This is a genomic window from Leifsonia sp. GW821-FHT13C09 (assembly GCF_058806435.1).
Genome location: NZ_JBXAPS010000010.1, coordinates 1 through 23,419 on the forward strand (window position 1 = coordinate 1; position 23,419 = coordinate 23,419).

The 23,419-nt window shown below is 67.7% G+C and carries 23 protein-coding genes and 3 tRNA genes; 13 read left to right on the forward strand and 13 right to left on the reverse strand.

Going from position 1 to position 23,419, the window contains the following annotated elements; genetic code table 11:
* The coding region (locus AC1ROW_RS20085; protein ID WP_493021182.1) for a helix-turn-helix domain-containing protein at positions 1 to 509 on the reverse strand (509 nt) is incomplete at its 3' end.
* Between the two features lie 112 nt (positions 510 to 621).
* Here AC1ROW_RS20085 and AC1ROW_RS20090 point away from each other — a divergent pair.
* Entirely contained in the window at positions 622 to 1,047 is a 426-nt protein-coding gene (locus AC1ROW_RS20090; RefSeq protein ID WP_493021184.1) for an HAD family hydrolase, read from the forward strand.
* A gap of 8 nt (positions 1,048 to 1,055) precedes the next feature.
* Here AC1ROW_RS20090 and AC1ROW_RS20095 read toward each other — a convergent pair whose 3' ends face one another.
* The 3 genes from AC1ROW_RS20095 to AC1ROW_RS20105 all read right to left on the reverse strand — a co-directional run bounded on the left by AC1ROW_RS20095 (position 1,056) and on the right by AC1ROW_RS20105 (position 4,315).
* Positions 1,056 to 1,589 carry a carboxymuconolactone decarboxylase family protein gene (locus AC1ROW_RS20095; RefSeq protein ID WP_493021186.1) on the reverse strand — a complete coding sequence of 178 codons (534 nt, stop codon included), beginning with the start codon at positions 1,587 to 1,589 and terminating at the stop codon, positions 1,056 to 1,058.
* Positions 1,590 to 1,683: 94 nt separating this feature from the next.
* A complete protein-coding gene (locus AC1ROW_RS20100) occupies positions 1,684 to 3,045 on the reverse strand; it encodes a dihydrolipoyl dehydrogenase family protein (protein ID WP_493021188.1) in 1,362 nt (453 codons plus the stop codon).
* Positions 3,032 to 4,315, reverse strand: coding sequence for a permease (locus AC1ROW_RS20105; RefSeq protein WP_493021190.1), 1,284 nt, complete (start codon positions 4,313 to 4,315; stop codon positions 3,032 to 3,034). The genes AC1ROW_RS20100 and AC1ROW_RS20105 overlap by 14 nt, the downstream gene beginning before the upstream one ends.
* A gap of 207 nt (positions 4,316 to 4,522) precedes the next feature.
* Here AC1ROW_RS20105 and AC1ROW_RS20110 point away from each other — a divergent pair, with 207 nt between their 5' ends.
* Entirely contained in the window at positions 4,523 to 4,978 is a 456-nt protein-coding gene (locus tag AC1ROW_RS20110; RefSeq protein WP_493021192.1) for a heavy metal-responsive transcriptional regulator, read from the forward strand.
* 129 nt (positions 4,979 to 5,107) lie between these two features.
* On the opposite strand, the gene AC1ROW_RS20115 is transcribed toward AC1ROW_RS20110, so the two are convergent.
* The 3 genes from AC1ROW_RS20115 to AC1ROW_RS20125 form a co-directional block, all read right to left on the reverse strand.
* Positions 5,108 to 6,541 (reverse strand): FAD-binding oxidoreductase, encoded by a 1,434-nt coding sequence (locus tag AC1ROW_RS20115; protein WP_493021194.1) that lies wholly within the window; start codon positions 6,539 to 6,541, stop codon positions 5,108 to 5,110.
* Positions 6,542 to 6,920: 379 nt separating this feature from the next.
* On the reverse strand, positions 6,921 to 7,439 hold the full coding sequence (locus AC1ROW_RS20120) for a DUF2127 domain-containing protein (protein WP_493021196.1): 519 nt from the start codon (positions 7,437 to 7,439) through the stop codon (positions 6,921 to 6,923).
* A 185-nt stretch (positions 7,440 to 7,624) separates the two neighbouring features.
* Positions 7,625 to 8,782, reverse strand: coding sequence for an MFS transporter (locus tag AC1ROW_RS20125; protein WP_493021198.1), 1,158 nt, complete (start codon positions 8,780 to 8,782; stop codon positions 7,625 to 7,627).
* Positions 8,783 to 8,863: 81 nt separating this feature from the next.
* Between AC1ROW_RS20125 and AC1ROW_RS20130 the strand changes: the two genes are divergently transcribed.
* The 3 genes from AC1ROW_RS20130 (at position 8,864) to AC1ROW_RS20140 (ending at position 11,108) form a co-directional block, all read left to right on the forward strand.
* Positions 8,864 to 9,451: a Chromate resistance protein ChrB gene (locus AC1ROW_RS20130; RefSeq protein WP_493021200.1), complete on the forward strand. Its 588-nt coding sequence runs from the start codon at positions 8,864 to 8,866 to the stop codon at positions 9,449 to 9,451.
* Between the two features lie 92 nt (positions 9,452 to 9,543).
* Positions 9,544 to 10,452 (forward strand): sensor histidine kinase, encoded by a 909-nt coding sequence (locus AC1ROW_RS20135; RefSeq protein ID WP_493021202.1) that lies wholly within the window; start codon positions 9,544 to 9,546, stop codon positions 10,450 to 10,452.
* Positions 10,449 to 11,108, forward strand: coding sequence for a response regulator transcription factor (locus AC1ROW_RS20140; RefSeq protein WP_493021204.1), 660 nt, complete (start codon positions 10,449 to 10,451; stop codon positions 11,106 to 11,108). The genes AC1ROW_RS20135 and AC1ROW_RS20140 overlap by 4 nt, the downstream gene beginning before the upstream one ends.
* Here AC1ROW_RS20140 and AC1ROW_RS20145 read toward each other — a convergent pair.
* On the reverse strand, positions 11,062 to 11,802 hold the full coding sequence (locus tag AC1ROW_RS20145) for a phosphatase PAP2 family protein (RefSeq protein ID WP_493021206.1): 741 nt from the start codon (positions 11,800 to 11,802) through the stop codon (positions 11,062 to 11,064). The two genes, AC1ROW_RS20140 and AC1ROW_RS20145, sit on opposite strands and share 47 nt — an antisense overlap.
* 225 nt (positions 11,803 to 12,027) lie before the next feature.
* Positions 12,028 to 12,759: a VIT1/CCC1 transporter family protein gene (locus tag AC1ROW_RS20150; RefSeq protein ID WP_493021208.1), complete on the reverse strand. Its 732-nt coding sequence runs from the start codon at positions 12,757 to 12,759 to the stop codon at positions 12,028 to 12,030.
* A gap of 695 nt (positions 12,760 to 13,454) precedes the next feature.
* On the opposite strand from AC1ROW_RS20150, the gene AC1ROW_RS20155 reads away from it, so the two are divergent.
* Positions 13,455 to 14,555 carry a tyrosine-type recombinase/integrase gene (locus tag AC1ROW_RS20155; protein ID WP_493021276.1) on the forward strand — a complete coding sequence of 367 codons (1,101 nt, stop codon included), beginning with the start codon at positions 13,455 to 13,457 and terminating at the stop codon, positions 14,553 to 14,555.
* A 74-nt stretch (positions 14,556 to 14,629) separates the two neighbouring features.
* Here AC1ROW_RS20155 and AC1ROW_RS20160 read toward each other — a convergent pair.
* From AC1ROW_RS20160 to AC1ROW_RS20170, 3 genes are all read right to left on the reverse strand, one after another.
* Positions 14,630 to 14,705: transfer RNA gene (locus AC1ROW_RS20160), tRNA-Phe, on the reverse strand.
* Between the two features lie 61 nt (positions 14,706 to 14,766).
* A tRNA-Asp gene (locus AC1ROW_RS20165) sits at positions 14,767 to 14,843 on the reverse strand.
* Positions 14,844 to 14,883: 40 nt separating this feature from the next.
* Positions 14,884 to 14,956 (reverse strand) — tRNA-Glu (locus tag AC1ROW_RS20170).
* Between the two features lie 344 nt (positions 14,957 to 15,300).
* Here AC1ROW_RS20170 and AC1ROW_RS20175 point away from each other — a divergent pair.
* Both AC1ROW_RS20175 and AC1ROW_RS20180 read left to right on the forward strand, forming a co-directional pair.
* The gene (locus AC1ROW_RS20175) at positions 15,301 to 16,560 is read left to right on the forward strand and encodes a peptidoglycan DD-metalloendopeptidase family protein (RefSeq protein ID WP_493021210.1); all 1,260 of its coding nucleotides are present in this window, start codon (positions 15,301 to 15,303) and stop codon (positions 16,558 to 16,560) included.
* Positions 16,553 to 17,917 carry a C40 family peptidase gene (locus tag AC1ROW_RS20180; RefSeq protein WP_493021212.1) on the forward strand — a complete coding sequence of 455 codons (1,365 nt, stop codon included), beginning with the start codon at positions 16,553 to 16,555 and terminating at the stop codon, positions 17,915 to 17,917. Before AC1ROW_RS20175 ends, AC1ROW_RS20180 begins: the two co-directional genes overlap by 8 nt.
* Before the next feature lie 97 nt (positions 17,918 to 18,014).
* Here the strand turns inward: AC1ROW_RS20180 and AC1ROW_RS20185 are convergent, their stop codons facing one another.
* Entirely contained in the window at positions 18,015 to 18,506 is a 492-nt protein-coding gene (locus AC1ROW_RS20185) for an inorganic diphosphatase (protein WP_493021214.1), read from the reverse strand.
* A gap of 173 nt (positions 18,507 to 18,679) precedes the next feature.
* Here AC1ROW_RS20185 and tilS point away from each other — a divergent pair, with 173 nt between their 5' ends.
* The 5 genes from tilS (at position 18,680) to folE (ending at position 23,347) form a co-directional block, all read left to right on the forward strand.
* Complete coding sequence (tilS, locus tag AC1ROW_RS20190) at positions 18,680 to 19,678, forward strand: tRNA lysidine(34) synthetase TilS (RefSeq protein ID WP_493021278.1); 999 nt, start codon at positions 18,680 to 18,682, stop codon at positions 19,676 to 19,678.
* Positions 19,679 to 19,694: 16 nt separating this feature from the next.
* Positions 19,695 to 20,246 (forward strand): hypoxanthine phosphoribosyltransferase, encoded by a 552-nt coding sequence (gene hpt, locus AC1ROW_RS20195; RefSeq protein WP_493021215.1) that lies wholly within the window; start codon positions 19,695 to 19,697, stop codon positions 20,244 to 20,246.
* Between the two features lie 57 nt (positions 20,247 to 20,303).
* Positions 20,304 to 20,654 carry a nuclear transport factor 2 family protein gene (locus AC1ROW_RS20200; RefSeq protein ID WP_493021217.1) on the forward strand — a complete coding sequence of 117 codons (351 nt, stop codon included), beginning with the start codon at positions 20,304 to 20,306 and terminating at the stop codon, positions 20,652 to 20,654.
* A 101-nt stretch (positions 20,655 to 20,755) separates the two neighbouring features.
* Complete coding sequence (ftsH, locus tag AC1ROW_RS20205) at positions 20,756 to 22,759, forward strand: ATP-dependent zinc metalloprotease FtsH (protein ID WP_493021219.1); 2,004 nt, start codon at positions 20,756 to 20,758, stop codon at positions 22,757 to 22,759.
* A 12-nt stretch (positions 22,760 to 22,771) separates the two neighbouring features.
* Entirely contained in the window at positions 22,772 to 23,347 is a 576-nt protein-coding gene (folE, locus tag AC1ROW_RS20210; protein ID WP_493021221.1) for a GTP cyclohydrolase I FolE, read from the forward strand.
* Positions 23,348 to 23,419 lie beyond the last annotated feature (72 nt).

Consider the following 23,419-nt stretch of genomic DNA (forward strand, 5'->3'; position numbering starts at 1 on the left):
AGCTGGAAGATGACGCACTTGCGTCCCTCGGTGAGGACGTATTCGGTGGCGTCGATCTGCCAGCAGGCGTTCGGTGCTGGATAGACGAACCGGCGGTAGGAGGCGCGGGGTCGTTTCCGCGGTTCGAGGCGGGCGACGCCGGCGTCGCGGAAGATCCGCGCCAGGGACGACACCGCGGGAACCGGGGTGATCCGCAGGAGCCGCATCCGGTCGTGGACGCTGATCGGACCGTGGTCCAAGCCGGACTGTTCCAGCGCCGCCCTCACTTGGATGGCCTGCCGTTTGGTCTCGTCGGTGATCTTCCCGGGGCTGGCTCGAGGGCGCCTGGATCGGGGTTCGAGCGCGGCGGCGGGGCCGTCTTCGATGGCGCGTTTGCGGATCGAGTAGAACGTCTTTCGGGAGATGCCGTGCTCGGCGCAGAACGTGGTCACCGACCCGCGCGGAGCATCCGGCGGCCACTGGGTGATCGCGAGACGGACACGGGGATCGACGGGTTCAACGCGGCTCATTCCTCAAAGATCGAGGAGAAGTGTCACCACCAAACAGTGCCGAAGTGTTACCGATGTCCTGAGGCAGAATCGTCACCGATGTCCTGAGACATAACATGCCGCGGTCGCGCATGTGCTTGAGGGCTTTCGCGAGTTGGAACCGCACCGTGATGTCGTGGCGGCGGTTAAGGTGTTGCGTCGGCATGGCTGCAGGCTTGTCACGCTCAGCAACGGGTCGACCGCGGTGGCAGAGGGGCTTTTCGCCGGTGCTGGGATTCTCGAGGATTTCGAAGCGCTGCTCAGCGTCGAGGATGCTGGTGCGTGGAAGCCGGCGCGTGTCGCCTACGAGTACGCAGCCCGGGCGTGCCAGGTCGAGGCGAGGCAGTTGACCCTGGTCGCCGTGCACCCGTGGGACATCCATGGCGCGAACGCCGCGGGTCTACGGACCGTGTGGATCAATCGTGCCAACGAGCGTTATCCCGGATACTTCAGCGCCCCGACACTGACCCTGCGGAGTCTGGCAGAGCTCCCGGACGTCCTGACGTCCAGGGGCCGGTAGCCCGGAGGTCAGGTGAGCGGCGGGGCGAGCGGAAAGTCGAGTTCTGTGCCGGCGTAGTGGTTGAAGTAGTTGGTGTAGAGGTTGGCTGCGATGTGTGCGAAAAGTTCCTCCAGTTCGGATTCGCTCCAGCCCACATCGCGGGCGTGCGCGCGGATAGCCGCAGAGACATGGCCCGTTTCAGCAGCGGCGTTTCGCGCAACCTCTGTCAGCGCGGACAGTCGTGGATCGAAGCTGATCTCTCCGGTGCGGATCTGGAGGATCTGTTCGTCGCTGAATCCGGCACCGCGTGCCGATGCGGTGTGCGCTGCTTGGCAGTAGTCGCAGCCGTTCTGATTCCCCACTGCCAAGGCGATGGCCTCGCGCGTGCGCGCGTCGAATGTGCCGTGCTCTCGGATCGCGGTCGTCATCGCAGCGTAGGCGGCGACCACGGCGGGGGACCGGGCCATCCTTGCATGGATGTTCAAGAGCCGACCCGACCGGTTCTTCAGCTGTTCCGCAATAGGACGTGAGCGCGCGGGGAGGTGATCGAATTCGTAAGTCATGTGGGAGGCTCCGAGGGTTGGTCACGTGACGGGCGGGAGGTGGAAAGTGACGGTGCGAGGATCCGCAGGCGGCCTGCTCTTGTCGATCGCGCGGCTATAAGAGTGAGCCGAGATCCGATCCGACGGTGGGGTAGGCGGCGATCGTGGACCGCAGCTGGCGGGCGGGAATGTTGAGCTTGATCGCGATTCCGAAGGTGTTGATGAGTTCGGCGTACCCGTGCCCGAGCAGGTGGGCTCCGACAATCTGGTCGGTGGCTCGGTCGACAAGGACTTTCGCCGCCCCGTGCGTCGCACCAATGCGGTAGTTGGAGTACCAGCCGGAGGTGTCGGTGTAGCGGATGTCGAGGTCGACACCGCGCTCCCGAGCTTGTTCTTCCTGCATTCCCACCCGGACGAGTTCGGGGATGGTGAAGACGGCTGCCGGGATGCCGGCGTAGTCGGGGCTGGCGGTGGTCGATTTGAGCATGTTGGAGATAGCGACTTTGCCTTCGGCCACTGCCACCGGGGTCAGCGGCATCCCGGCCGTGTCGGCAGCGTCGCCCGCGGCGAAGACGTCGGGGTTGGTCGTGCTCTGCAAGTGCGCGTGCACGGTGACTCCGCGGGGCGAGGACGCAATTCCGGCAGCAGTCAGGTCCAGCTGTTCGAGGTCGGCTTCGCGTCCGGCGCCGTGGACCACCAGGTCCACTTCCACGCTCTCGGCGACGCCGGCGTGCTCGATCACCGCCCGGATCCCGCTCTTGTGCGGTTCGAGTGAGAGGACATCTGTGCTGGTGCGCACATCGATGCCGACTACGCTCCCGGCCTTCAGGAGGATGTCTACGAGGTCGGGGTCAAACCGTTTCAGCGGGCAGGGACCGTGCTCGATGATGATCGTCTGGCTGTTGGCGCGTGCGGCGATGTGGGCGAACTCGAAGGTCACGAGGCCTCCGCCGATGAAGAGAATCCGTCGTGGGAGTCGTTCCAGTTGAAGGAATGCCGTGCTGTCGATGACGTGCTCGCTTCCGGTAAAACTCAGTTTCCGTGGCCGGGCCCCGGTCGCGATGAGAATGCGCCGCGCTGTGGTGACCCGCCCGTCAATGTCGACGGTGTGGGGCCCGATGAATCGTGCGACGCCGTGGAGCGTTTCGACACCGTTGCGCTTCAACTCGCGTTCCAGCTGGCCGGGGACCGGGTCGGTGAACCCTTCCTTGTGACGCATGAGCGCCGCCCAGTCGATGGCCAGCGTGCCCGTAGCGATCCCCTTTCCGCGCATCATTTCGGCGGCCGCGATGATTTCCGCACCGCGTCGGAGGATCTTCTTCGGGTCGCATCCGCGCAGCGCGCAGGTGCCGCCGTACGGCAGGGGATCAGCAATCGCGGTGCGCCAGCCGGCGCGCGCACTCTTGAGGGCGGCGTTCGTGCCAGCCATACCCGCTCCGAGCACGAGGAGGTCGAGATCGGTGTCATCGGTCGGCATGCTGTTCCTCCGGGGGTATGTATGCTTTCGGGTTGCGGGCGAAGCGCTCCTCGCAGCGGTCGGAGCAGAAGAAGAATCTGCGGCCGTGAAGGGAGTGGGTAGCCGGCGCGTGCGCCACCTCGACCTGCATTCCGCAGACCGGGTCGGTGGCGAACCGATTCTGTGTTCCGAACCGGTCGCGGTTGCGGTAAAGCCAGTACCCGGCCGCTGCCAGGAGGAGCGCGGCGAGGTTCAACCATGTCGTGTAGTTCCACTCGAGGCGCATCGGGACAATTTCGTGGGTGCGGTGCGCGGCCGGGATGCCGATCAAGCGGAAGAGCAGGTCGGTGAGCAGGCCCGACACGCTCATGACGACCCAGAACACGCCAAACAGTTTCCACGCGATCCGACGCCCGTAGAACTTGATGTAGATCAGCACCAGGGGCAGCGCGATGAGGTCGGCGAAGACGAACGCGACCGTTCCGCCGAAGCTGAAGCCGCTGTCGTAGAGGGCGGCAGCGAGGGGCACGTTGCCCACCGAGCAGACGAAGCTGACGAACGCGATGAAGGGTCCGAGGACGACGTTTTCCACGTCGGTCCAGAAGCCGTGGCCTGAGAAGAAGATCACCTGCCACGCTGAGGGCGGGACCGCGACTGCGATTACTCCGGCGACGAGGTATCCGATCAGGAACTCCCGGCGCAGCATCTTCAGATCGGAGAGCGCGTAGCCTGCTGCGTCCGCCCAGCCGGACGCGGAACGCATCCGTGACCAGATCGACTCGCGCTCCGTGTCGTGCGCGGGCTCCGTGTCGAAACGATCCCGGGCGGCCTGTTCGCTGAGGCGATCGCGGGCCTCCTGGAGCTCGCCGGAGCGAAAGACGTGGCGAGCGGCGAGCGAGAACAGGACGATCATGAGGGTCCCACCCACGAACTCGGCGAGAGCGAACTGCCAGCCGATCAACGTCCACATCACCAGACCCAGCTCGACGACCAGGTTCGTCGCCGCCAGCATGAATACCATCGCCGTGGCGAAGTCTGCGCCCTTTTGGAACAGCGACTTCGCCAGCGCTGCCGCGGCGTAGGAACAGCTGGAGGAGATCACGCCGAACACGCCCGCTCGGACGATGGTCCGAGGCCGGTGGTCGCCAAGAACCCGCGTCATCTGACTTCGGCTGACGAAGGCCTGTACCGCCCCGGAAAGGCTGAAGCCGAACACGATTGCCCAAAGGGTGCCCCAGAACATGAAAAATGCTGCGAGGAGACTTCCGAGGGCGGTGTTCACGAGCGCCATGTGGCCCCCTGTGGCGTCGAATTTCCCGGACGGTGTCTTCGCGCACGGTACTCTCCGCGCGGCGTCACCAGCCCGACCCGACGCCCGTCTTCGAGAACCGCCATGAATTGCCCTCCCTTTCTGGTGATGTGCTTCCAGGGTCGGCCCCGGCCCCGAGGGCCAGGTCAATACTGAGTGGGTGAGCATCTGCAGGAAGGTTGACAAGCGATGAGCTCGACGACCGTCGACGGGCAATGGACGGTAACCGGTGCCGCAGTCGAAGCGGGAACGACCCGCAAGGCGATCCGCGTCTACGAGTCCAAGGGACTTCTACCGCCGGCCGGGCGTACCGAGGCGGGCTACCGGCTCTTCGGGACCGAAGACATCGAGGTGCTCCGGTTCATCCGGCGGGCCAGGGGGCTGGGACTGAGCCTGTCGGAAATCGGCGACATCCTGGAACTGCAACGGGGAGGCGAGCAACCGTGCGACCACGTGATCGCGGTTCTGGGCGAACACCTCGACCAGATCGATAAGACAATCGAAGAGCTGACCGAGCTCCGCTCCACGCTGGACTCGATGCGGGCACGCGCTGATGAAGCATGGTGCACCCCGGACGACGGCGCTATTTGCCGAATCATTCAACCGTCGCAAGGTATCGAAGGCTCCTCGATTTCCGGGCGATGACCGGGGCAGGCGCTGCGACGGCGGTCGCGGGTTCGTTCGAATCCGTCCTTCGCCGAGCAAGCAACCCCTTTCTCGCGAAATTGGAAGTCAATCGGATTGCAGCCGATAGGCGAGGCGCTGTTCGAGGTCTTAGGCGCTGACACCATCAGAGTTCGTGGAGCTTGGCATCTCTGCGTGCGAGCCTCGAGCATTTCTGGGCTGGATGTTCTGGTTGACGTGGAAGAGGTTATCGGGGTCCCATCGTGCCTTGAGCTCGGCGAGCCGCTCGTATTTCTGTTGACCGTACGCTTGCAGGACCCGGTTATCGCCTTCATCGCCGAGGAAGTTGACGTACACGCCGAGGGCAAGGCGGTGCAGGTCGGCCCAAAGCGTGCGTGTCCAGCCGATGTGGTCTGTGATCGGCTCGGGGTCGTCCCAACGGGTGTTGATGTTCAGCAGGAAGGCGGCGTTGCGGTGCCCGTAGGCGGTAGCGTCCTCGGGGATCCGGGCGAGGGCCCCGCCGAGGGCGGCGAGCTTGATGTCGGAGGCCGGGGAACTGAAGGCCGCCGCGGCCTCGACGAGCGTGTCGATGGCCGCGTCATCAATGCCAGAGAGGTAGTCGGCCTTCCAGTAGTTCTGCGCTCCTGGGGTCCAGTAGCGGTCCTGGGAGCCCTGGACGGCGGTGTAGGACTTAGGGCCGACCGCGTCGACGGCGGGACGGCCCAGGGCGCGGAGGGAGCCGAGCGCCCTTTCGGCACCATCGGGCGAGCCGGACCACATCATGCTCACCGACAGGACGGGCATGCCCCAGAGTTCGACGGGGAAGGGCGCGTCGGGCGGGGCTGTGCGGAGGACAGCGACCGACATCGCCTCCTCCGGAAGGCTCCGCACTGCATCGCTCCAGCCAGCCAACACATCCCGGGCCTGGTGGATCGGATAGATCACAGAACCGGCGACGACCTCGGGGCCGACATCGTGCAGCTTGAAATCGAACGACGTCGCGACGCCGAAGTTGCCACCGCCGCCGCGCAACGCCCAAAACAGGTCCGGCTCAGTCTCGGCATCCACGCTGATGAGGCGCCCCTCGGTGGTGACGAGATCGACTGCGCGGAGGCTGTCGCACGCGGCGCCGAACCGCCGGGTGAGCCAGCCGACCCCGCCGCCGAGGGTGAAGCCCGCGACCCCCGTGGTGGACATGATCCCGCCGACCGTTGCCAGCCCGAAGACCTGAGCCTCATGGTCGAACATCCCCCAGCTGATGCCGGCCTGCACACGCGCGCGGCGGGAGCCCGGGTCGACCCAGATACCTTGAAGGGCACGCAGATCCAGGACCAGACCGCCTTCGCAGGTGCCCAGGCCGGCAATGTTGTGGCCGCCGGCTCGAACCGCGAGGGTGTACCCGCGTTCCTCTGCGAAGCGCACGCCGGCGACGACGTCCGCCACGCCGGCGCACTGGAGGATGGCGGCAGGGCGGCGCTGAATGGACCCGTTCCATACCTGGCGGACCTTCTCATATCCGCCGTCTGAAGGGGTTATGACCCGGCCTCGGCATTGAAGCTGGAGGGATTTGAAGGGGTCGGCCATGGTGATGCACTGCCTCTCACGGAACCCGCCATATTTGCGACAACCGTGGCACGACCAGAAGGCGCGCACAACCGTTCATGGCTCCATTTTTGAGGATGGGACTGACTGGTGTCGGCCGTCGCCGGGGCCGACGAAGGCACGGGTATCCAGAGGATATTGCCGTCAGTGCCACAGGAGCTCGCTTAGATCTAGGGGAACCGAGCCCTGAACAGGATGAGACTGTGGTGGTACTCGTTCGTTCCGCACCCCGCGGTGCAGCCTGCTCGTCCGCGTGACCCACTCCTCCCTGGGCTAGAAGAGGATCGCGCCCTGGCCTTCCGCTGAAGCCCTGAAAGCCCGACTGAGTGCGACGCAGCGTTTCTAAACGAACACGGGCTCGTCAGCTCGACGCGGGACGACGGAAGATCCAGTCGACGGTGCCCCGCCAGGTGTTGCGGAGTTCGCGGTTGCGCCGCCATTCCCGCCAGGTCAACCAGATGATGACCGCGTCGAAGACGGTGAGTACAGCGACCCCGAGCGAGGGTTTGGTGACCAGCTCGTAGAGCTGAAAGATCAGGAAGGCTCCCAACGCTGCCATCGCCCACGGGTAGACGCGCCGCGAGCCGATGAGGAGGGCGATGACGATCGCGACCTTCACCACCCCGTGGAGGAGGAGATATGCGGCGACGAAGGCGACACTGCCCGGGTGCAGGTGAGCGACGCCGTGGATCAGGAGATTGGCGATCAGGTCGTGAGGGTCCTCGGACAGTTCCTCCGCTGTGGCCGAGTTGACGGCTCTGCGCAGGTCGGACGGGGTGGCGAAGAGGAGCAGGGTGCCGGCGACCAGCTCGATCAGTCCGTCGATGCCTTTGAATACGACGCCGAGGAGGAAGACGAGGTCGAGAACACGTTCCTTCACGACACCTCCCGCTGTTCCTCTCGGATGCATGGTGCGCCGAGCGGGCTGAGCTGGCAACGGCTGGTTCGGTTGGAAGTCCGGTGGCCGCCGCGGGGGACAGGCGGCCACCGGACCGTACAGATCGCGGTGGCCGGATCTGGGGGGTGACCGGCGCGCCGCGGTCCCGCCAACCTATGACGCGAATTCTAAGAGTCGGCCAAGGAATGGTTGGGCGTTGTCATCTTCAGCGATCGGGCCGAGGTCGCCGCGGCGGACGCCAGGACCAGTGCGAGAGCGCCGAAGGCGAGCGGGAGCCCGGCGAGCGTTCCGATCGCCCCCACGAGGAGCGGCCCCCCGGCGTCGCCGACCTCGCGCCCGAGTTCCGCGTTTCCCATCGTTCGGCCGATCCGCTCTGAGGGTGTGCTCGCGGCGAGGTGGGAGTACGCCAGCGGCGTCGCCACGCCGACGGCGACGCCGACGAGGAGGGCCGCGGTGTAGAGCGCGATCGGCTGCGGGGACATCATCAGGAGGGCGGCGCCGGCGCCGGCGCCGAGCGCTGCTGAGACACCCACGCGAACGCTGATCCTTCCACTGTCTCTGAGCCGACCCGCTATGGGCTGGGCGACCGCCGAGAGGATCGCGATCGCCGCCACGGCGGCGGCGCTGGCAGCGGGGGCGAGCCCCGCGCGATGGAGCAACAGGGGAAGGTAGCCCACTGCGACGCCCAACAATGCGGTCGCGCACGCGAGTGCAAGGGTTGGGATGAGGAAGCTGCGATCTCCCGCCTGTCGGACGAGGTCTGCGAGCGTGTAGCGCGGGCGAGCGAGGACGGGCAGCGACGGTACGGCGACTGCCACCCAGATCGCGGTCGCGGCGGCCAGCAGTGCCAGCGTCAGGTAGAGGACGCCCAACCCTCCGAGGCCGATCAGCGCGGCCCCGAGGAGCGGCCCGGCTGCGTAGCCGACGCTCTTCCACGCCCCGTATCGGCCGAAGTAGCGCCCCAGGCGTTCCGTGCCGGCCAGTCGCGCCACCCCGCTGGAGGACGCCGGCGAAAACGCGGCGGCCGCGGCGCCCTGACCGAAACGGGCGACGGCGGCGACGAGCGGGGTCGGGCTCACGATAGCGATGCTCGAGGCGAGAGCGAAGGCGATCAGGCCGCCAAGTACGACAGGTTTCACCCCGATCCGATCACTGAGCGCGCCGAAGATCGGCTTCAGGATGACCTCGGCGACGTCGTACAGGGCGAGCACCGCCCCGAAGCTCAGCAGCGAGAGTCCGAGATCGCCGGCCTCGAGCGCGAGAGCAGTCGCGACGCCGTGAGCGCCGAACGCGGTCGTGAATCCAGCCAGGTACAGAGGGAGCACCGCATCGCGAGAAGGTGTAATAGACGCCACCGATCCACTGTAACATTCGTTACAACCGTGACGACGGTTACAATCGCGAGCGTGACACCAGATGTGAATTGGGTGCTCGTCTTCGTGCAGTTGCCGTCGGAACCGTCACGGCATCGCGTCGCCGTCTGGCGCGAACTGCGGAAGGGCGGCGCCGTGCCCGTCTCTCAGGGCGCATGGGCGCTGCCCGACGCTCCCGCGTTCGCGGCATCGCTGGAACGAGCCGAGAAGCTCACCTTGGCGGGCAACGGAGTCTTCGCAGTGATCGACGCGGCACCGCGCACGGAGGCAGCTCGCAACCTGATCCGGGACGCATTCCTCGCGGCCCGCGTCGATGAGTGGAACGAGTTCCAGGCCGATTGCGGCAAGTTCGAAGACGAGATCGCCCGGGAGATCGCGAAGCAGAAGTTGACCTTCGGAGAACTGGAGGAGGAGGAGCAGAGCCTGGACAGGCTGCGTCGCTGGTTCCGTGAACTGAAGAAGCGCGACATCCTTGCTCTTCCGCAGGCTGAGCAGTCTGCCGGAAGGCTCAAACGCTGCGAGGATGCGCTCACCGGATACGCGGACCTGGTCTACGAGGCCATGCGCGGTCGTGCCGCTGCCGGCCTGGTCCCCACTGACAACGGACCTGGCCAACCGTGAGCAGCCGGCGAATCGGGACCGGCGAACCGGACGCCAACGCGTATCGGCGTTCTATCGCGGCGATCGGATGGCAGGTCGCCGCGGTCTGCGGTGTGCTGGTGCTCGCAGGTGGAGCGCTGGCGGTCGCGTATGTGTTCTGGCAGACGACTCCGGCCAAGCTGGCCGAGGCGAATGCGCCGGACAAGGTCCGCATCTTCCTCGACCCGCTTGCGCTCACCTTCGCCGGCGTTGTCGTGGGAGCGGGCGCTGTCGTCGGCGCCGGCCTGGCCGCGTGGATCATCGCCCGTCGTGCCGTGCGCCCGCTGGATGAGGCGTATCGGATTCAGCGGAGGTTCGTCGCGGATGCCAGCCACGAGTTGCGGACACCGATCGCCGTGCTCAGTGCTCGCGCCCAACAGCTCGACGCGATGACAGCTGTCGAGGATCCGCGGCACGAGGTCGTGCAGGCCTTGCGACTGGATGCGCGCATCATGTCGGGCATCGTCGATGACATGCTGGCCACGGCGACCGGTCGGTCCGTCGGCGGCGGCACCGCGCAGCTTGCGACCACGATCAGATCAGCCGTAGCTGACATGGGGTTGCTGGCAGCGCAGTTCGGGGTCACGGTCGTCGCCGAACCGATGGAGGCTGAGGTTGCGCTACCGGAGCCGGTTCTGCGGCGCTGCTTGGTTGCGCTGTTGGACAATGCGATCGACCACTCTCCCGAGGGCGGAACAATCACCCTCAGCGTGCAGCGGACGAGCGAGACGGTGGTGCTCGCCGTAACGGATTCCGGGACAGGGATCGTGGGGATCCCGCCGGACCGGGTGTTCGACCGCTTCGCTCACGGCGCGTCCGCGCCCACGCCACGGGGCGAGGCGCGTACCCGGCACGGAATCGGGCTGGCGCTCGTGCGCGAGCTTGTCGAGCGATACAACGGAAGGGTGGATGTCAGCACGACCGGCCCCCAAGGGTCGACGTTCGAGCTCCTGCTGCCGCTGGCGCGCGGAGCTGAAGCGTGAGCGGACGTCTGTTGATCGTGGAGGACGACCCTCGATTGGGCCCGATCATGGAGTCAGTCCTCTCTGCAGATTGGGAAGTCCGGCTGTGTGCGACCGCCGAGGCGGGACTGGATGAGGCGGTCGCCGCTTACTACGACGTGATGATCGTCGACCGTCGTCTGCCGGCGATGAGCGGTGAGGAGCTCACCCGGGAACTCCGCCGCCGACGCGTCAGCACACCCATCCTGCTTTTGACGGCGCTCGGCGAAGTTCACGATCGAGTGGAGGGATTGGACGCGGGCGCCAACGACTACCTGGTGAAGCCGTTCGAGTTCGACGAGCTCCGGGCGCGGCTTCGGGCCTTGACGCGCGACTACACCGGTCGCGGTGACGGCATCGAGATCGGCAGCTGGACGTTCTACCCGGAGGACCACAGCATGCACTCGCCGTACACCGGGCGGGTGATGCTGACCGAGACCGAAGCTGCCCTGTTGGCGATCCTGGCCCGCGAACCGGAACGCGTCTTCTCACGAGAGCACTTGCTTTCAGTCGTTTTCGAGCGCGGAGAGAGCATCGCTTCCGTGGAGACGTACGTGCATTACCTGCGGCGGAAGACCGACCGCGACCTGATCACAACCGTGCGTGGTCGGGGCTATCGGCTCGGGACGCCGGTCTAATCGCGCGCCGACGCAGCAGCCAGCCGACGCCGAGATCGACCACGATGAGTCGTGCCGCCGGCGCCATCGCCAACGCCCACACGATCGATGCGAGCACATCGGTCGGGTAGTGCAGGCCGTCGCTGACCACGGCCAGGCCGACGATCACAGTTGCAACGGTCCCGGCCGCAACAACCAGCGCACGCCAGCGGGTGTCCCGGAGAAGGAACCATGCGGCGAACGCCAGAGCGACGATGAAAGCGGTATGGCCGCTGGGGAAAGATCCGTCGACCTGGGCTGGGACGTAGAGGTGTGAGAGTGCAGATGCCTCTGGCCGCGGCCGGTCGACGATCACCTTGATCACAGCGACCGGCAGCCAGGTCACCGCCACGATCGCCCCGAAGGAGATCGCAGTGAGAAACGAACGCGTGACCAGCCAGATAATCCCGGCCAACACGATGGTCAGTACCACGGCGGCCGCGGGGCCGACGCCGACATAGACCAGGTCGGCGAAGAAGGCCCAGGCGCCGGTATGCACCTGGTTCAACCCGACGACGACGCCCAGATCGATCGGGTGGTTCTTGAGCAGGAGCCCGGCCACGAGCAGCGCGATGCCGGTGATGACGGCAACAACGAACGCGACTACCGGCCGACGCGCCGGCCGGTAGATGCCGAGGCGTTCGACGTCACGCGTGGTGGCGGCGTACCTTCCCATGGAGCAAACCCTTCTTTACGCGCGTTGGGGTGGCGCGGCGGTCTTGCCGCCGACGGCGCGAATCCAAAGAGCGTGGTGGATCGGCACCAAGGATCCACCAAGGAAGGCGGCAACCTCGCGGGGCGAGTGCGTCGATGGCTGCCTGGTGGGTGTCGCCGGGCTTGCGGTCCCCTTTTGAGCCCTTGTCGTCCTGAGTCTGTGTGGCCGCGAAACGATGCGGCCCGTTCAGACTGCTCCGGCGGAGCCCAGCAGCGTGCCGATCAGGAAGGTGGCCGCCAGGGCGATCGCTCCACCGACTACGACGCGCACGGTGGGCCGGAGCCAGTGCGTGCCACCGATCCACGCACTCGTCGCGCCGGTGGCCGCGAGCGCTACGAGGACGACCGCGAACGTCACGGGCACGCGGATGGAAGCCGGCGGCAACAGAATCGCCACCAGCGGCAGGAGCGCTCCGACGAAGAACGCGGCGGCCGATGCCCACGCGGCCTGCCAGGGGCTGACCACGTCCGCCTCGGAGATGCCGAGTTCCGCCTCGAGGTGCGCCGCCACCGCATCATGTGCGGTCAGTTCTTCGGCCACGCGCCGGGCGGTCTCGTGCGACATGCCCTTTGCCTGATAAATGCCGGTGAGCTCCTCGAGCTCTGCTTCCGGCTGAGTGGCCAGTTCGTGGCGCTCTTTCGCGATGAGCGCCCGCTGGCTGTCTCGCTGACTGGAGACGGAGACGTATTCGCCGAGAGCCATCGAGATCGCTCCGCCGACCAGGCCCGCCACGCCGGCGGTGAGGACGGGCGCGACGAGACTGGTCGCGCCGGCGACGCCGACGACGATCGCGGCGACGGAGACGATTCCGTCGTTCGCGCCGAGGACGCCCGCGCGGAGCCAATTGAGCTTGTGGGCGAGCCCGGCGCCGTGGGGTTCGTTCTGATGTCCAGTCGGAGAATCCGGAATGAAGGTCACGCCGAGTAGGGTAGCCGGTCGTCGCCGCGGTCGTCGGTGGGCGACGCCAGGGCTCCGGCCGTTCTGCGCGCCCGTCAGCCGACCTCACGCCAGATACGTTGTGTGAGTGCGTCGGAGATCGGCTGAAAAGGCGGGCTGCGCACGGGCTTAACACTCATCGGAGCCGCCGACGGCGGCGCTGTCCTCGCCCGTTTGTTTGTCTTTCCGCCGGCCGATCGTAGCTCGTTCCCGGTGCTCCGTGCCGGGCTTTCGCGGCATATCCTCGCTCCGCTCCGCTCCGCTGCGCTCCGTTCCGGTATTCCACGGTCCCGGCACTGCGCCCCTCCCAGTCGCTCTCGATCTCTCCGCCGCAAGGCAAAAAAGAACGAGAGTCAGGGGAGTGATTGAGATGCGGGTATTCATGATCGATACCAGAACCATGGGTCCGGAACTGCAAGGAGGGCTGATCGGAGTCGTAGGCTCCCTCAGCCCGAGTCCGGAAGAGAAACGCGAGTGCGTAGAGACGGTCAGCAGGTACGTTCTCGATGGATGGGCGATCGCCGCCGACCCATTCACGCCACTCGGGCGGTTGGCTGCTCGGACCGCGGAGACGGCATGCGTGCCCTTCCTCAACCTCAGCACGCTGCGGGACAATCCAGGCCTTCACGTCAGTGGTCCTGCGGACAATCGCCTCATCGACTCAGGGGGTGTCGGACATGGGATCGATTGAGTCCTACGAGACTGCAGCAGGCAAGCGATATCGAGTTCAATACCGGACGCCCGACCGTCGCAACACGATGAAGCGCGGCTTCACGACGAAGCGCGCAGCGGAGCTCTTCCTGTCGTCGGTCAACGTCTCGCAAGCCAAGGGCGAGTGGGTCGACCCGACGAAGGCGAGAACGCCGGTCTCGCACGTGGCCGAAGAGTGGTTTCGCGCCCAGGTGCAGGTGAAACCGACCACTCGCTCGGGCTACCGGTTCCACCTCGACAAGTACGTGCTCCCTCGCTGGGGCAACACCCGACTGGTGGACGTGCGACACAGCGACGTTCAGGCGTGGGTCGGGGAGCTCTCGACCATCCTCGGCCCCTCGATGGTGCGGCAGATACATCTGGTCCTGGCGGGCGTGCTGAAGTATGCGATCCGTGACGGGCGCATCACCCTCAACCCGTCCGACGGGATTCAACTGCCGAGGCTGTCTTCGCGCGAGCACGGCTACCTGACGCACGCGCAAGTGCGGGCCCTGGCGGCCGAATGCGGTGACCATGGTGACGTCGTCCTCTTCCTCGCATACACGGGTCTCCGCTGGGGCGAGATGGCCGGCCTCCGGATCAATCGGGTCGATTTCACGCGCCGACGGCTCGACATAGCCCGAGCGGTCTCCGAACCGCGCGGAGTGATCGTGTGGGGAACGCCCAAGAATCACGAACGGCGCTCGGTTCCCTTCCCAGATCTGCTGACGGCTCCGCTCAGAGCTCGGTGCGCGGGTCGCGACCCCGAGGAGACGGTGTTCGTCGGCCCCGACGGCGGTGTGCTTAGGGCCGGCAACTTCCGCAACCGGGTCTTCAACGCAGCAGTCGCCCGGTGCATGGAAGCGGATGACACCTTTCCGCGCCTGACTCCCCACGACCTAAGACACACGGCCGCGTCACTCGCCGTCTCCGCCGGCGCGAACGTCAAGTCCGTCCAACGGATGCTCGGCCACGCCTCCGCCGCGATGACCCTCGACGTCTACGCGGACCTCTTCGACGATGACCTTGACGACGTTGCGAACGCACTCGATGCCCAGGCTGCCAAATCAGTTGTAGTCAAAATGTAGTCAAACGCTGTTTTGACGGCCTCGTCCAACAAGCGAAAAACCCCCGGAATCCGCATCGGACCGGGGGTTTTATCTGGTGGCTCCGACCGGCATCGATCCGGTGACCTTTCGATTTTCAGTCGAACGCTCTACCAACTGAGCTACAGAGCCGGGAGGCATTGTTCACGCCTACCTAGACGGAAGCCCTTCCATCCGGAAGGGCTTGTCGCCGTGGCGACCCTGACGGGACTTGAACCCGCGACCTCCGCCGTGACAGGGCGGCACGCTAACCAACTGCGCTACAGGGCCTAACAGTGTTGTTGCTATTGAATTGTAGAGGATGCCATCGTGACCCCAACGGGATTCGAACCCGTGCTACCGCCGTGAAAGGGCGGCGTCCTAGGCCACTAAACGATGGGGCCGGATCGTCTCGAACCGCTTTCGCTTTTCGATGACCACCGACGCATAAGCATACGGAAGTCCCTGACAGAAAGCGAATCGGGGCTGCAGCCCGGGCGGGTCGATCCTCCTCGGTTCGCGCCACGCCCCGGTGAAATGCCCGGTGAGAACCCGGTAGCCAGCGAAGATGGCGAGCGACGGCCCCTGTCGTCCGTGCGAGTCGCACGCGGTCCCCGATCGAGCACCGGCCGCCCTCCCCCCGACCCGGGCGGCGTATGGTGATGTTGCTAATGTTGCTCCTGGTGATGACGAGACCCGTGTGATTCGTGTGACAGCCGATGTTCCATCCGACGGGTTGAAGGTGACGATGAGATACGCGACGAGAGACGACACGCACCGGCGCAGGACGCGCCGGGCGGTGCTCCGTGTCCTCGCCGCCGGCGTCATCGCGCTCACGGGAGTCGTCGGCTCCATCGCCGCGCCCGCCTACGCCGACCAGTATCCGAGCTGGCAGGACGTCCAGAACGCCAAGGCCAACGAGGCTGCCGCGGCAGCGCAGGTGACGCGCATCAACGCCCTCATCGCGCAGCTCGACCAGGAGGTCTCCGACACTCAGGCCGCCGCCGTCAAGCGCGGCGAGGAGCTGCAGGCGGCCGTCGCGGCATTCGACGAGGCGGACATGAGGGCCAGGGACCTGGAGTCCCAGGCAGCCGCCAGCCAGCAGAAGGCCGATGCCGCGGGTGCGCAGGCCGGCAAGCTCGCCGCGCAGCTGTACCGTACGGGCGGACGCAACCTCACCGCGAACATCTTCCTGAGCGGCAGCAGCACCAGCGGAACGAGCCCCGAGAAACTGCTTAACCACCTCGGGAGCATGTCCAAGCTCACGGAGCAGTCCGACAAGGTCTACACCGACGCGAAGGTCGCGCAGAACACCGCCAAGGCGCTCTCGGCGCAGGCGGAGGTCGCCAAGGCCGAGCGCGAAAAGCTGCGGGTCGCCGCGACCGCCGCCCTCCAGGCCGCGGTCGCCGCCGCGAAGGCCGCGCAGGACCGGCTCGCCGTGCAGCAGAAGCAGATCGTCGTCATGCAGGCGCAGCTCGCCGCGCTCCACGACACCACGGCCCAGACCGTCTCCGGCTACGAGGCGGGCGTCGCCGCGGCGGCAGCGGCGGCCGCGGCCCGCGGATCGGGCGGCCTCCCCGGCGGGTACGTCGGACCGCAGGGCTGGGCCGTCCCCGCCGCCGGTCCGATCACCGACGGCTTCGGTTCGCGCCCGTCGCCCGGCGGCATCGGCAGCACCTACCACATGGGCATCGACATCGGAGCGTCCTGCAACGCGCCCATCTACGCGGCGTACGGCGGCACCGTCATCTACGCGGGGCCCGACGGAACCCACGGAAACTACGTCCTCCTCGACAACGGCGGCGGCATCCAGACCGGCTACGCGCACATCCGCAACGGCGGCCTCCTCGTCGGCATCGGCCAGCGTGTCGGTGCCGGCCAGCCGATCGCCCACGTCGGCAGCACCGGAGCGTCGACCGGCTGCCACCTGCACTACGAAGTACTGGTGAACGGCCAGAAGATCGACGGAATCCCCTTCATGAGAGCAAGGCAGGCACCCCTTGGCTAGCGACACTTCGAAGAACTCCCGCACCCGCACCGGCCTCGCCATCGGCGCAGGCGTGATGGGGGCGGTCACGGCCTCCATCGGCATCGTCGCACCGGCGCAGGCCGTCGACTACCCGTCCTGGAACGACGTGCAGCAGGCGAAAGCCAACGTCGCCAACCAGCAGGCGATGATCGCCAACATCACCACGCTGATCAGCGGCCTCCAGACCAGCGTCGACGCCGCCCGCGTCGCCTCCGAGAAGGCGGCGGAGGCCTACTTCCAGGCCAAGGACGCCCTCGCGAAGGCGACGGCGAAGCAGGCCGACCTCGAGAAGCAGTCGGCGGACGCGGCCGCGAAGGCGAAGACCTCGCAGATGCGCGCCGGCCTCCTCGCCTCCCATCTCGCGAAGGCGGGCGGCGGCACCGACGTCAGCACGGAGCTGCTGCTGAAGGGCGGCGGCACCGGCTCCAACGCCGACAAGCTGCTGTTCCAGCTCGGCACCATGAGCAAGCTCACCGAGCAGTCGAAGGCCGTCTACGACCAGGCGACCAAAGACAAGAACACCGCGGAGTCGCTCAACGCACAGGCCAAGACGGCGAAGGTCGAACGCGAGAAGCTCTCGGTCGCCGCCGACCAGGCGCTGACCGCCGCGCAGAACGCGCAGTCCGCCGCCCAGGCGGCGCTGGTCGAGCAGCAGAACAAGTCCACCGAGCTGATCGCGCAGCTCGCGACGCTCAAGAACACCTCGACGCAGGTGGAGGCGGCGTACCTGCAGGGGGAGAAGATCCGGCAGGAGCAGGCGGCGGCCGCGGCGGCTGCCGCAGCGGCGGCGGAGGCGCAGCGGCAGGCGGCGATCCGCGCGCAGCAGCAGCAACAGCAGCAGCAGGCGGCCCAGCAGCAGCAGCAGGCCCAGCAGCAGCAGAGCGGCGGATCATCCGGCGGGTCGTCTGCTGGGTCGTCCGGCGGCGGTGGCGGCGGCGGCCCGGTCGCCCCGCCGAACGGGAACGTCGTCGACACGGCCATCTCGTATGCGATGGCCCAGCTCGGCAAGCCGTACATCTTCGGCGGCGAAGGGCCGACCGGCTACGACTGCTCCGGCCTGACGATGAAGTCGTACGCCTACGCGGGCCGGTACATCGGCTCGCACTCGGTCAACGACCAGTTCTTCACGGCGGCCAATCGCGGTCAGATCGTGCCGTACAGCCAGCGTCAGCGCGGCGACCTCATCTTCTGGGGCGACTCTCCCGGCAACTTCTACCACGTGGGCATCTACCTCGGCGGGGGCATGATGATCGCCGCTCCGACCGAGGGCGAGGTCGTCAAGATCCAGTCGGTCTGGGGCTCCCCCTGGGGCCAAGTCGCCCGCCCCTCCGCCTGACCCGCCGCACACCGTCGAGTACGCGATAAATCAACAGAAAACCGCCGAGTACGCAGACTTTCTGCGTACTCGGCGGTTGCTGTCGGTGGGGAAGGGGTCAGTGGCCCTCGGCGGCGAGCTTCGCGAAGCCGGCCTCGACGATGGCCTCGGCCTCCGCGGCGTCGCCCCAGCCCTCGATGTTGACGAACTTGCCCGGCTCGAGGTCCTTGTAGCGGGCGAAGAAGTGCTCGATCTCCTTGCGGGTCTGCTCCGGGATGTCGTTGACGTCCTGGATGTGCAGCCAGCGCGGGTCCTTGTACGGCACGGCGATCACCTTGGCGTCGCTGCCGGCCTCGTCGGACATGTTCAGCACGCCGACCGGGCGCACCTTGACGCCGACGCCCGGGAACACCGGGTACTCGAGCAGCACCAGCGCGTCGACCGGGTCGCCGTCGAGGCCGAGGGTGTTCTCGAAGAAGCCGTAGTCGGTCGGGTACACGAAGCTGGTGAACAGCACGCGATCCAGGTAGACGCGGCCGGTCTCGTGGTCCACCTCGTACTTGTTGCGGCTCCCCTTCGGGATCTCGATGACGACGTCGTATTCGGCCATGCCGGTGCTCCTTCGGTGTTGGAAATCTGCACTAACGTTACTGGATGCGCCTCAACGGGTCCTCGGGTGAAGAGCCGCGTGGAGCGTCCGACGCCGACGCCGACGCCGACGCCGGCGCCGACGCAGGGCGCCGGCCGCGCCTGACGCCGCCGATCGCCGACGCGCGCCGCGCGGTGCGCCAGGCCCTGGCCGCCGCGGCCGACCTGCCCGCCCTCGACCCGGACGACGGCCACGGGCCGCCCCGTCCCGCCCCGCTCGTCCCCGGGGCGCTCGTGCTCATCGGCCTGAGCGGGGGAGCGGACTCCCTCGCGCTCGCCGCCGCGACCGCGTTCGAGGCGCCGCGCCGCGGCTACCGGGCCGGCGCGATCGTGGTCGACCACGGCCTCCAGCCCGGCTCCGCGGAGGTCGCCGAGGCCGCCGCCGCGCAGGCCCGCGACCTCGGCCTCGACCCGGTGCTCGTGGAGCGCGTGACCGTCGCCGGAGCCTCCGGCCCAGAGGGCGAGGCCCGCGCCGCCCGGCATGCCGCGTTCGACCGCGCCCGCGCGGCCACCGGCGCAGCCCGCATCCTGCTCGCCCACACCCTCGACGACCAGGCGGAGACCGTGCTGCTCGGGTTGGCCCGGGGCTCCGGCCCGTCCAGCCTCCAGGGGATGCGCCCGGACACCGGAACGCTGCTGCGGCCGTTCCTCGGCCTGCGTCGCCGGACGACGCGCGCCTTCTGCGCCGACAGCGGCCTGACCCCCTGGGACGACCCGCACAACGACGACCCGGCGTACGCGCGCGTCCGCGTCCGCACCCGGCTGCTGCCGGCGCTGGAGGACGAGCTCGGGCCCGGCGTGGCCGAGGCGCTCGCGCGCACCGCCGAGCAGCTCCGCGAGGACGACGACGCCCTCGACGGCCTCGCCCTGGAGTGGGCGCAGGAGCTGGTCAGCCAGACCGACGACGGCGCCGTCGCGCTCGACGTGCGCGGCCTCGCCGCCGACCCCGCCGCGCTGCGCCAGCGGATCATCCGGCTGGTGGTCTCGGCCGAGTTCGGGGTGTCGCTGACCAGGGCGCACACGCTCGCCGTCGCGGAGCTCATCACGGGCTGGCACGGCCAGGGACCGCTCAGCCTGCCAGGCGTTAGAGTTGTCAGGCAGAACGGCCTGCTCACGTTTCACCCCGACAGCTAAGGACAGCGCCTCCCCCATGGAACTCACGGACGTTCACGACGACCTGACCGAGATTCTGATCACCGAGGAGCAGATCCGCTCCCGCATCGCCGAGCTGAGCCGCACGGTGGAGGCCGACTACGCGGGCAAGGACGTCTTGCTCGTCGGCGTGCTGAAAGGCGCGGTCATGGTGATGGCGGACCTGTCCCGTGAGTTGCGCATCCCGGTCACGATGGACTGGATGGCGGTCAGCTCCTACGGCAGCGGCACCGCGTCGAGCGGCGTCGTGCGCATCCTGAAAGACCTGGACACCGACCTCAGCGGCAAGACCGTGCTGATCGTCGAGGACATCATCGACTCCGGGCTCACGCTCTCGTGGCTGCTCGCGAACCTGCGCAGCCGCGGCCCGGAGTCGATCGAGATCTTCACGCTGCTCCGCAAGCCGGAGGCGGCCCGCGTCGAGATCGACGTGAAGTACGTCGGCTTCGACATCCCCAACCAGTTCGTCGTCGGCTACGGCCTCGACTACGCCGAGCGCTACCGCAACCTCCGCGGCGTCGGCATCCTGGCGCCGGTCGTCTACAGCTGAGGCGACCGACCGCCCCGTCGACTTGCGCCGCCGCCCGCGGAGTGGTCCGATGACGGCATGCCCTACGAACCCACCGAGCTGTACCGGCGCTGGCTGGCCGCCTGGAGCGACCGGCACGCGGCGCTGGAGCCGATCGTCGCGGCCGGCGCCGTCGGGCACTGGCCAGAGGGGGATGTCGTCGGCCCGCGGGGGTTCGCCCGCGCGATCGCCGAGACCGTGGACCAGTTCGACAGCGTCGAGTTCGACGTGCAGGCCGGGCCGTTGACCGGCGACGGATACGTCGCCGCTCGGTGGGTGATGACCTGTCACCTCGGCGACGAGACCATGTCGTTCGCCGGTCACGACTTCGTGCGGGTGGAGGACGGCGTGATCGCGGAGTACTGGCCCGCCATCCTCACCGCCTCCTGATCCGCCCGGCGGGACGCGGCGGAGCGGCCCCGCAGCGGTAAGCGCGCCCAGAGCGAACACGCAGCCGACCCACAGCGCCCAGGCGGTACTGTGGTCGCACCATGAACCTCAAGAAGATCTTCCGCGGCCCGATCCTGTACGTGGTGCTCGCGATCATCGCGGTCTGGATCGGCTCCAGCCTGATCACCATGTCGGGCTTCAAGCCCGTCACCACGCAGCAGGGGCTCGACCTCCTGCAGCAGGACAAGGTTTCCAGCGCGAAGATCGTCGACGGCGAGAACCGCGTCGACCTCACGCTCAAGCAGGCGGACGGCGCCAACGGCAACCAGGTGCAGTTCTACTACGTCACCCCGCGCGGCGCCGACATCGTCAAGGCGATCGACAACGCCAACCTCCCCAAGGGCTACGACGACTCGGTTCCGCAGCCCAACTGGTTCGTGAACATCCTCGGCTTCCTCATCCCCGCGCTGCTCATCGGCGTCTTCTTCTGGATCATGATCTCGGGGATGCAGGGCGGCGGCAACAAGGTCATGCAGTTCGGCAAGTCCCGGGCGAAGCTCGTCACCAAGGAGACGCCGAAGGTCACCTTCGACGACGTCGCCGGGTCCGACGAGGCCATCGAGGAGCTGCAGGAGATCAAGGACTTCCTGAAGGAGCCCGCCAAGTTCCAGGCGGTCGGCGCGCGCATCCCCAAGGGCGTGCTGCTGTACGGCCCTCCCGGCACAGGCAAGACGCTGCTGGCCCGCGCGGTCGCGGGTGAGGCGGGCGTCCCCTTCTACTCCATCTCCGGTTCGGACTTCGTGGAGATGTTCGTCGGCGTCGGCGCCAGCCGCGTCCGCGACCTGTTCCAGCAGGCCAAGGAGAACTCGCCGGCCATCATCTTCATCGACGAGATCGACGCGGTCGGACGTCACCGCGGCGCCGGCCTCGGCGGCGGTCACGACGAGCGCGAGCAGACCCTCAACCAGCTCCTGGTGGAGATGGACGGCTTCGACCCGAAGACCAACGTCATCCTGATCGCGGCGACCAACCGTCCCGACATCCTCGACCCCGCGCTGCTGCGCCCGGGCCGCTTCGACCGCCAGATCGGCGTGGACGCGCCCGACCTGCTCGGCCGCAAGAAGATCCTCGAGGTGCACGGCCGGGGCAAGCCGCTGGCGGCCTCCGTCGACCTCGAGGTGTTGGCCCGCAAGACGCCGGGCTTCACCGGCGCGGACCTGGCCAACGTGCTCAACGAGGCCGCTCTGCTGACGGCGCGCTCCAACGCGCAGCTGATCGACAACCGCGCCCTGGACGAGGCCGTCGACCGCGTCATCGCCGGACCGCAGAAGCGCACCCGTGTGATGAAGGACCAGGAGAAGCTGATCACCGCGTACCACGAGGGCGGCCACGCCCTCGCCGCCGCGGCGATGCGCCACACCGACCCGGTGACCAAGATCACCATCCTCCCGCGCGGCCGTGCCCTCGGCTACACGATGGTCATGCCGCTCGAGGACAAGTACTCGGTCACCCGCAACGAGCTGCTCGACCAGCTCGCCTACGCGATGGGCGGCCGTGTCGCGGAGGAGATCGTCTTCCACGACCCGACCACCGGCGCCTCCAACGACATCGAGAAGGCGACCTCCATCGCCCGCAAGATGGTCACCGAGTACGGCATGAGCGCCGACATCGGCTCGGTCAAGCTGGGCCAGGCGAACGGCGAGATGTTCCTCGGCCGCGACATGGGTCACCAGCGCGACTACTCGGAGCGGATCGCCGAGCGCGTCGACGCCGAGGTGCGCGCGCTCATCGAGAAGGCGCACGACGAGGCGTGGGAGGTCATCAACGACAACCGCGCGGTCCTCGATCGCCTGGCCGCCGCACTGCTGGAGCACGAGACGCTCGACCACAACCAGATCGCGGAGATCTTCGCCGACGTGAAGAAGCTGCCCGAGCGCCCGCAGTGGCTCTCCAGCGACAAGCGCCCGATCTCCGACCTGCCGCCCATCGAGTTCCCGAAGGCGCCGATCGACGCCGGTGCGGTGGACGGCGGAGTGGACTCCGAGCCGCCGTCGTCGAAGCCGAAGCGTTCCCCCGCGATCAAGCCGCGGCCGGCCACAGCCTAGGCCGCGCACCGCATGACCGGATTCGATCGCGCACGCATCGAGGCGGCCGTCGCCGAGATCCTCGCCGCCATCGGCGAGGATCCGTCGCGTCCGGGCCTGACCGACACGCCGTCGCGCGTCGCCGACGCTTACGCCGAGTTCTTCTCCGGCGTGGGCGTCGATGCGCGTGGGCAGCTCGGTCAACCGGTGCCGCTGGAGGACGCCCGCGCCGAGACCGTGATCCTGCGCGACATCGCCTTCCGGTCGGTGTGCGAGCACCACCTGCTGCCGTTCCTCGGCGTCGCGCATGTCGCCTACCTCCCCGGGGACGCGGTGATCGGCCTCGGCCGCATCCCGCGCGTGATCGAGACGCTGTCGGCGCGACCGCAGCTCCAGGAGCGGCTGACCGAGCAGATCGCCGACACGATCGAGGACGGCGCGCAGGCCCGCGGCGTGCTCGTTGTTCTGGATGCCGCCCACGAGTGCGTGACCACCCGCGGCGCACGGCAGACCCGCGCCACCACCGTGACGATCGCCGCCCGGGGCGCCTTCACCGAGCCGGCCTCCCGCGCCGAGCTGATCGCGCTGATCGGCGGAGGCGCAGAATGACACCGACATTCGTGCCGAATGTCGACTTTCGCGAGTGCAAACGCGACATTCGTGCCGAATCGCGGAGGGGCC